This is a genomic window from Microcoleus sp. B4-C2 (genome assembly GCF_036705265.1).
Lineage (GTDB): Bacteria > Cyanobacteriota > Cyanobacteriia > Cyanobacteriales > Microcoleaceae > Microcoleus.
Map to the genome: position 1 here is coordinate 1 of NZ_JAUBUB010000137.1, position 7,483 is coordinate 7,483.

At 49.3% G+C, this 7,483-nt stretch carries 6 protein-coding genes; 4 read left to right on the forward strand and 2 right to left on the reverse strand.

All coding sequences use genetic code 11. The annotated features are described in order from the left end of the window. The coding region (locus QUB20_RS26460; protein WP_333291769.1) for a transposase at positions 1-357 on the forward strand (357 nt) is incomplete at its 5' end. Here the strand turns inward: QUB20_RS26460 and QUB20_RS26465 are convergent. After that, on the reverse strand, positions 290-511 hold the full coding sequence (locus QUB20_RS26465) for a nucleotidyltransferase domain-containing protein (protein ID WP_333246865.1): 222 nt from the start codon (positions 509-511) through the stop codon (positions 290-292). The genes QUB20_RS26460 and QUB20_RS26465 overlap by 68 nt on opposite strands. A 271-nt stretch (positions 512-782) precedes the next feature. Here QUB20_RS26465 and QUB20_RS26470 point away from each other — a divergent pair, with 271 nt between their 5' ends. The 3 genes from QUB20_RS26470 to QUB20_RS26480 all read left to right on the forward strand — a co-directional run bounded on the left by QUB20_RS26470 (position 783) and on the right by QUB20_RS26480 (position 4,280). Continuing rightward, positions 783-1,643 carry a Tab2/Atab2 family RNA-binding protein gene (locus tag QUB20_RS26470; RefSeq protein WP_333082477.1) on the forward strand — a complete coding sequence of 287 codons (861 nt, stop codon included), beginning with the start codon at positions 783-785 and terminating at the stop codon, positions 1,641-1,643. 270 nt (positions 1,644-1,913) lie between these two features. After that, a complete protein-coding gene (locus QUB20_RS26475) occupies positions 1,914-3,209 on the forward strand; it encodes a TldD/PmbA family protein (protein WP_333245938.1) in 1,296 nt (431 codons plus the stop codon). Positions 3,210-3,323: 114 nt separating this feature from the next. Beyond that, positions 3,324-4,280 (forward strand): GDSL-type esterase/lipase family protein, encoded by a 957-nt coding sequence (locus QUB20_RS26480; RefSeq protein WP_333246863.1) that lies wholly within the window; start codon positions 3,324-3,326, stop codon positions 4,278-4,280. A gap of 303 nt (positions 4,281-4,583) precedes the next feature. Here QUB20_RS26480 and QUB20_RS26485 read toward each other — a convergent pair. After that, positions 4,584-7,483, reverse strand: a 2,900-nt coding sequence (locus tag QUB20_RS26485) for a calcium-binding protein (protein ID WP_333246860.1), incomplete at its 5' end; no start/stop codon positions are given.

Consider the following 7,483-nt stretch of genomic DNA (forward strand, 5'->3'; position numbering starts at 1 on the left):
TCGATTAACGACGCATCTTGGTATATGTTCCGAATTTGGTTGGAGTATTTCGGCAAAGTATTCGGAAGAATTACGATGGCCGTACCAGCTAACGGAACAAGTCAAGAATGCTCTAGCTGCGGAACAATTGTTAAGAAAAGTCTATCAACGCGAACCCACGCTTGTCGGTGTGGATGCGTATTAGATCGTGATTGGAACGCAGCTAAAAACATCCTAAGTCGGGGATTAAGTACGACGGGGCACGTCGGAACTTGGATCTTAGATCCGAACGCTTGTGGAGAATTGACCGCTACCGATGTTGAAGTAATTCTGCATCGGCAAGTTGATTCTGCGAATCAAGAATCCCCTCGGCTTTAGCCAGGGGAGTGTCAACTTCAACCACAACCGCAATATCCAGGTCTGACCACTCGTCGGTGTATCCGTGGGCTGCTGAACCTCCTTGCCATAAAGCGAGAACAAAATCTAAAGGTTGTAAGGTAGAAACAATCTTTTCGAGAATGATTTGTCTCATGGAATCAAGCTATACTGTTTGTTTTCCCTGGCTTGCACAAGTTTAACAAACGATCGCGTGTTGAGATTGCTCCACGACAGTTTTCCGAGGAGTTGCTAATGCTTCCGGTTGTGCACTGCTGCCAAAAATTACACGGGAAACTGCAAGGGAAAGTGGCAATATGAGGGAAAGTGCGATCGCCCGCGAGTGAAAATCAGCCTTAAATTGTCAGAATCAGAAACTTGCCCGCTGTCCGGTAACATGAGAAAGGATTAATTTTTAACAGCGCGGCATGGCTACTATTTGGGAACTCGACTTTTACAGCCGTCCAATCATAGACGAGCGAGAGAAAAAAAAATGGGAAGTGTTGATCTGCGAAAGCCCGCTGAATGTAGGCGACAAGGCCGAATCTCTGTTTCGCTACTCGCAATTCTGCTCCAGTTCTACCGTAAATTCCCTGTGGCTGGCGGGTGCTATTAAAGATGCGATCGCCGCAGCACCGAAACGCCCCGAAAAAATCCGCTTTTTCCGCCGCCAAATGGCGAACATGATTACTAAAGCCTGCGATGACTTGGACATTCCCGCCGCCTGCAGCCGCCGCACCCTCGCCCTCAGCCTGTGGCTGGAAGAACGGATGCAAGACGTTTATCCCGCCGAACCGGGCTATCAACCGGTTGTGAACCCCAGCGTTCAATTTGTACCCGAAACGCCAGTTGCGCTGCCGGATGCTTTAATCGGCGAAAAATGGGCGTTTGTGAGTTTGCCGATCGCAGCTTTTGATGAAATGTCCGAGTGGGATATCGGATTTGGCGAAGCTTTCGGACTGCCGATGACACGCCTCGCCCCAGAAACGCAAATTCCGGGACTAATTATCTACTCGTCGAGAGCAACAGCCCTGGCAGGTTGGATGTCGGGCTTGGAGTTGGCTTTCCTGAAATTTGAGAGCGGCCCACCTGCTAGGCTGGTATTAGATACGGGAGCTAACGATCGCTGGATTTTAGCTAATCTCAGAGACGCAGCAACTGAGAGAGAAGCGAAAGGATTTGAAGCCGCGAAAAACCAAGCAAAAAAAGTACATTTCTTAGCAATTCAGTCGAATCCTGAATCGGAATCTTTCGCAGGATTTTGGCTGCTGCACGAACTAACTATTTAGTCATTAGTTATTAGTCATTAGTCATTAGTCATTAGTCATTAGTTATGAGTCAATATAGCTGTTAACTCTAGACTAATGACGGTAGATTATTAACTGATGACTGATGACCAATGACTGTAAAATCTGGTTATCGCCAATTACACCAGTTTTCCCAAAAGAATCTAAATGTAGACCCGTGCACCCAACCCATATCCAGTAAGTTATTGCCAATTCTTTAATCGAAAATCGAAAATCGAAAATCGAATCGCCCATTACCAACCACCGACAACAATGACCAATCACCAATCAGCAGAACAACTGCTAGAACTAGCCACCAAAGCAGGTGCAGAAGCTGCTGAGGTATTGGAATCGCAATCGCTCTCGCGGCCGGTCTTTTTTGAAGCAAACCGTCTCAAACAGCTAGAAACCGCCCAAGCAGAAGGCATTGCCCTGCGGCTGTGGCGGGACGGGCGGCCGGGTTTGGCGGTGGCCTATGGGCCTGTGGAACTGCAAATTTTGGTGGACAGGGCGATCGCACTTTCGCAACTTAACGAACCGGAAACCATCGAACTCGGCACCGGTGAGAAAGTTGTTTATCCCGATCGCGGAGTGTCGGTGCCGGCCGAACAGCTAGTAAACTGGGGCAAAGAGGCGATCGCGATCGTCCGCGAAGCTTATCCAGAAAGCCTCTGCACCGCCGAACTCGACTGCGAAATCGAGAGCACGCGCTTGGTGAACACCAAAGGCTTGGATTCCAGTCACACCGACACCACCCTCAGCGGTTACTTGTCAGCAGAATTAGTGCGGGGCGAAGATTTCCTCAACATTTGGGAAGGCGAAACCGAACGCGGCACCCTCGACTTAAACACCAGCGCCAAGCGGGTTTTGCAGCGTTTGGAATGGGCGAAAGAAAATGTAGCCCCCCCCACGGGCCGCGTGCCGGTGCTGTTTACAGCCAAAGCCGCCGATTTACTGTGGGGGACTGTCTGTGCGGCGTTGAACGGCAAACAGGTACTCGAAGGCGCTTCGCCTTGGAACGATCGATTAGGCCAACAAGTGACATCGCCCCTTGTCACCCTCTCGCAGCAGCCGGATATCGGGCCCTATAGCTGTCCTTTTGATGACGAAGGTACTCCCACTCGGGCGATCGTCTTTATCAACAGCGGAGTGTTGCAGCTATTTTATACCGATCGTACCACCGGTCGAGCCTTGGGCAGTGGCACCACCGGCAACGGATTTCGCCCAGGTTTGGGCAGCTATCCCACGCCGAGTTTATTCAATGTTTTGATTAAACCAGGTTCGCGATCGCTAATCGATTTAATCGCTAAATTAGACGACGGAATTGTAGTCGATCAAATGCTTGGCGGCAGTGCCGGAATTTCCGGGGATTTTTCAATTAACGTCGATCTCGGCTACCGAGTAAAAAAAGGTCAAATAGTCGGCAGAATCAAAGACACAATGGTAGCTGGCAACGTCTACAGCGTCCTCAAACAATTAGTAGAATTGGGAGGAGACTCCGAGTGGAACGGTTCTTGCCAAACACCGTCTCTAATTGTAGAAGGATTGTCCGTCATCGGCAAGAATTAAAGTCAGTTGTTAGTAGTCAGTTGGCAGTTGGCAGTTGGCAGTTTTTAGTAGCCAGTTGTCAGCAATCATCCGTTAACAGTCAACAGTCAACAGTCAACAATTCCCACACATAATATGCGTATTTGTTTTATCGGCGATTCTTTTGTAAACGGTACTTGCGATCCAAAATGTCTCGGTTGGACAGGACGGATTTGCGCGGCCGCTTGCGGACAAGGACACGATATTACCTACTACAATTTAGGAATAAGGGGAGAAACCAGTGCCAATATAGAAACTCGTTGGTTCAACGAAGTTTCTTGCCGCTTACCTCACTACGGCGACGGCAGAATAGTATTTTCCTTTGGCGTCAACGACACTTACCGAGAAAACGAAAAAAATCGCATAGAAGTTGAAAAATCAATTGAAAATGCTCGCTCTATTCTCACGTCAGCCAAAGAAACATTTCCAGTATTAATGGTAGGGCCGCCGCCAGTTATCGATGCCGATCGCACAAGGCGGATTGCCAACTTATCCGAACAGTTTGCCCAAGTTTGCAACGAGTTAAATGTGCCTTATTTAGATGTTTGCACCCCGCTGCAAAACTCGGAAATTTGGCATAAAGAACTTACCGAAAATGACGTTTCCCATCCCCGCGCCGCCGGTTACGCTGAATTAGCTAAAATAGTTCACAATTGGGACGGTTGGAAAGCTTGGTTTAAAAATATCAATATATCAGATCAAGAGACAGTAACGCTGTTCCGAGCCGTCGGCAAAAAAGAAATGGAACTGATTAAAGAAAGCGATTTTCTGGCATTTCCCCCGCGCTTATCCTTTCAGCCTATTTTTTATCCCGTACTCCACAAAGCATATGCCATACAAATTGCACGAGATTGGAATACAAAAGATGCAGCATCGGGATATTTCGGCTATGTAACCCGGTTTCGAGTTTTGGCTGAATTCTTAAAAAAATATCCCGTCCAAACTGTCGGCAGTTCGATTCATCAAGAATATTGGATTCCTGCCGAAGAATTGGCTCAATTTAATCAAAACATTGTCGGAAAGATTGAAATTTTTGCTGAATATCAACCGTAGAATAGGAGGAAATCATCCTTGAATTCAATCGGTTTGAACTGATATCTTGCACCATTCTCAATTAGCCGTAGGGGCGGGTTCGCCAACAGCCTTAAAGCTTGCAAATAGGTTCTATAAACCCGCCCAACCCCACGAAAAATCCTCTTATTGATATTGCTGCAAGATGTCAGTTTGAAGTGATAAATTTTGACTGGTACGGCACTCTGAATAGATTGGGAAAGGGTAAAACAACGCAGATCAACGCAAAATGGTAAAATTCATCTGCGTTAATCTACGTGTATCTGCGGTTAAAAAAAGCCGCTTCTAAATGAAAGTGAAATAAGGTTGATCCAGATTCAAATCCATCACCCCTTGCACCGTGGCAATTAAATCATCGGATTCACCGGGTTTCTTGAGGAAAATGCTAGTCGCATTTCCCGAAACCGACAGCGAATAATTGCCCTTAATTCCCGAAAGGACGATCGCATCCTCAGCAGAATCAAAGTCACTAATCACAGCATTACCATCACCAGAGTAGTAGATTTTATCACTATCTCCCAGCAAGAAATGGTCTTTACCTTCCCCGCCAGTCAAAGTATCAAACTCCCCAACTCCGGGGTTAGTAGCACTCGGATCGATACCTGCTAAAGTATCATCCCCAACGTCACCGCTAACAACATCATTACCGCTGCCGCCGAGCAAGAAATCATTATCTAACTGACCGAAAATGCTGTCATCTCCAGCATCACCGCCGAGAGAATCATCGCCCTTTCCTCCCAAAATTATATCGTTACCGTCTCCTCCCAAAACAACATCCAAGCCTTTATTTCCGTACAGCGAATCATTACCGCCGCCACCTAAAATGGTATCGGAAGCTTTACCGCCGTAAACAATATCATTGCCATTTCCAGCATCGATAAAGTCGGTGCCAGCATTGCCCAATAGCGAATCTTCGCCGTCATTGCCAAGGATATTATCACCACCATCTAAGCCGGAAATCGTATCATTTCCAGCTAAACCATCCAGTGCGTCACCTTGCGGAGTTCCGAAGAACAAATCGCTAAGCGGCCCGCCACTGAAAGTAGAATCAACGGTAGTATTCGGACTCGGAATCCCAATTGCCGGCGTTAAAATTTGGGGGCCGTCAGGTGTGGGAGTTGGCGTGGGTGTGGGTGTGGTTGGGAGTGGGGGTAGAGATGGAGGAACAAAGCGATCGAGAATAGTATTTCCCGACAAACCTGCAACAGTTTCGATAAATCCGCTGCCGGGGCGATTGCTGCTGGGAGAATCGAAGAAATTGAGAATTTCGATGTCATCTGCGGCGTTGATTTTACCGTCTTTGTTGATGTCTACTAGCAAGCTAGTACCGCTGCGATCGACTCCAACTTTATCGGGACTTAGAAATAAAGCTGCGGTAACACCCGTGACAACCAGGCTGTCAGTGCCGGCACCTGCTTGAATTTTGCTACCAGCGGCTGTTGCGGGGTCGAGGATAAAGGTATCGTTGCCGCCACCACCGGTGAGAATGTCGGCACCGCCGTTACCGATGAGGCTTTCATCGCTGCTGCTGCCAGTGATAGTATCAGGCAAAGCTGTACCGATGATAACTTCGATACCGGTGAGAGTATCAGTACCTTCGGCTGTGGAACTTCCCGCCGCGAGATTGATATTCACAGGACTCAGCAGAGTAGCATAAGACACCGTATCGATACCGGCACCGCCGACGATGCTGTCATTGCCTTCACCGCCATCTAGAGAATCATCTCCATCGCCGCCGTCGAGAGTGTCATTGTCTTCGTTTCCGAACAAAAAGTCATTGTCGGCACCGCCCAACAAACTGTCATTCCCTTCAGCCCCGTACAGAGAATCTTTGCCATCTCCTCCATTGATAATGTCAGTACCTTCACCGCCCCACAGGCTGTCATCACCGGCAGCGCCTAACAGAGTATCGTTACCTTCGCCGCCGTCGAGGGTGTCGTCGCCATCGCCGCCGTCGAGATAGTCATTGCCAATCCCCGTACCGAGAATTACCGTACCGCCTGCCTCACTAATCGTAATGAGTTCGTCGCCGTTCAACACATCATTGCCAGCGTTGCCGAACAGCGAATCATTGCCTTGATTGCCCTCAATCTCATCGTTGCCGGCCAATCCGTCAATGCTGTCATCGCCACTGCCACCTGGAAGGAAATCATCTTCAGGAGTCGCCTTCAGCGGGAAACTCGTGAGAATAGCGGCCCCTGAGAGATTGCCAACTTGTTCGATAAAACCATCTCCTTGTTCGAGATTTGGTTCAGCGAAGAAGTCAAGAATCAACAAGTCGTCAGTCGCGTTAAAAATCCCGTCCTTGTTGAGGTCAATTAGCAAGTCGGTATCGAATTCGCCACCCCGCGTGACGCCTGCCGTATCGGCGGCCAAGCCAGGAGCCAGCGTGAGACCATTGAGAGTTAGACTATCGGTGCCGCTGTCGTCAGCAATGATGCTGCCCCCTGCGGAAGTAGCATTTAACACGTAGAAGTCATCGCCGATGCCGCCTTCTAGATAGTCGGCACCATCGCCACCTTCTAGGGTATCGTTACCCTCATCTCCATAGAGTTCGTCATTGCCGATGCCGCCGTTGAGGCTGTCGTTATCTTCACCGCCTTCTAGGGTATCGTCGCCGTCACCGCCTTCTAGGGTATCGTTGTCGTCACCCCCATCTGCAATATCGCTGCCGACACCGCCAGAAATAGAGTCATTGCCTTCGTAGCCATCTAAGGTGTCATCCCCGGCATCTCCTGTGAGGGTGTCGGCACCGCTGCCTCCCAAAACTGCGTCATCGCCGTCGTCGCCGGAGAGCAAATTATTGCCCAATTCATCGTCTAAGATGTCATTTCCCGCGCCGCCAAAAAGGCTGTCGTTACCTTCGTAGCCATTTAAGTAGTCATCGCCGGCATCTCCTGTGAGGGAGTCGGCACCGCTGCCGCCGAAAACTCCGTCATCGCCGTCGCCGCCGGAGAGCAAATTATTGCCGAATTCATCGTCTAGGAAGTCATTTCCCGCGCCGCCAAAGAGGCTGTCGTCACCTTCCTCGCCATTTAAGTAGTCATCGCCGGCATCGCCAGAGAGGGAGTCATTTCCTTCCCCACCGAAGATTTCATCGTTGCCTCCGAGGCCGTCGATGGTGTCGTTTTGGGCGCTACCTTGGAGGGTATCATCGCCGGGAGTTCCCAATATTATCCCCGGAG

Bases quoted from the DNA above. Each gene is read 5' to 3' on its own strand.
- QUB20_RS26465 (WP_333246865.1), bottom strand. From the start codon at position 511: ATGAGACAAATCATTCTCGAAAAGATTGTTTCTACCTTACAACCTTTA.
- QUB20_RS26470 (WP_333082477.1), top strand. From the start codon at position 783: ATGGCTACTATTTGGGAACTCGACTTTTACAGCCGTCCAATCATAGAC.
- QUB20_RS26475 (WP_333245938.1), top strand. From the start codon at position 1,914: ATGACCAATCACCAATCAGCAGAACAACTGCTAGAACTAGCCACCAAA.
- QUB20_RS26480 (WP_333246863.1), top strand. From the start codon at position 3,324: ATGCGTATTTGTTTTATCGGCGATTCTTTTGTAAACGGTACTTGCGAT.